Below are 1,079 nucleotides of genomic sequence, written 5' to 3'. Positions count from 1 at the left end.
CGCCGCCGCCGCCTGGCGCCGCACGAAGTCAATCCAGGCCGGGTCGAGCATCGTCGCATCGACGCCGCCGCCGCCCGGCACCACCAGCAGGTCGGCGGCCGGCGCCGTCTCGCGCGTCGCGTCGGGGAGGATGCGCAGGCCGCGATCGGTGCGCACCGGCTCCAGGCTGGCGGCGACCAGCGTCACCGACCAGCCCGGCACCCGTGCCAGCACCTCGAAGGGCCCGGCCATGTCGAGCTGGACCATGCGCGGCACCAGCAGGATGTTGACCTGGCGCGTGCGGGTCTCCTGGGGGGTGCCCTGGGGGGTGCCCTGGGGGTCGGTCATCGCTATGCTCCTCCGGCAAACGGCTGCGGGCCCAGCAAGCCCGTCAGCGCAGGCCGCGTCGATGACAGAAACCGGACAGATCCTGCCAATCCACCTGGTGGCCATCCTGGCCTTCGACGGCCTGCAGCCGATCGACCTGGCCGGCCCCGCCCAGGCCTTCGCCACCGCCAACGAGGAAGGCGCCGCGCCGCCCTATGCGCTGCGCGTGGTCGGCCCCGCCGCTGGGACGGCGGCGACCACCTCGGGCTTCGGCGTCACCGTCGAGGCCTGCCCGGAGGGCCCGATCGGCACGCTGCTGATCCCGGGCGGCCCCGGCGTGCATGCCGCCAGCGGCGACCCGGCCTGGCGCGGCTTCCTGGCCGAAGCGGCGGGGCGCGCGGCGCGGGTCTGCGCGGTCTGCACCGGCGCCTTCCTGGCCGCCGCCGCCGGGCTGCTGGAGGGGCGCCGCGCGGTGACCCACTGGCGCGCCTGCGACCGGCTGGCGGCCGAGCATCCCGCCGTCACCGTCGACCCGCAGCCGCTGTTCATCGAGGACGGGCCGGTCTGGACCACCGCCGGGGTGACGGCGGGGATCGACCTGGCGCTGGCGCTGATCGAGCGCGACCATGACGCGGCGCTGGCCGCGCGCGTCGCCCGCCGCCTGGTGGTGCCGCTGCGCCGCGCCGGCGGGCAGCAGCAGGTCAGCGCGCTGCTGGCGCTGCAGGCCCGCGGCGCGGCGCCTTTCGAGCCGCTGCTGGCCGCCATCGCCGCCG

The 1,079-nt window shown here is 77.2% G+C and carries 2 protein-coding genes; one reads left to right on the top strand and one right to left on the bottom strand.

The window, feature by feature from the left end:
* On the bottom strand, positions 1-327 hold a 327-nt coding region (locus tag BKE38_RS30185), incomplete at its 3' end, for a DJ-1/PfpI family protein (RefSeq protein ID WP_207553748.1).
* 61 nt (positions 328-388) lie between these two features.
* Between BKE38_RS30185 and BKE38_RS30180 the strand changes: the two genes are divergently transcribed.
* On the top strand, positions 389-1,079 hold a 691-nt coding region (locus BKE38_RS30180), incomplete at its 3' end, for an AraC family transcriptional regulator (protein ID WP_165694339.1).

Source organism: Teichococcus deserti (assembly GCF_001982615.1).
GTDB lineage: Bacteria > Pseudomonadota > Alphaproteobacteria > Acetobacterales > Acetobacteraceae > Pseudoroseomonas > Pseudoroseomonas deserti.
The sequence above is the reverse complement of the archived record's forward strand: the minus strand, read 5'-3'. Positions and strand labels throughout refer to the sequence as shown.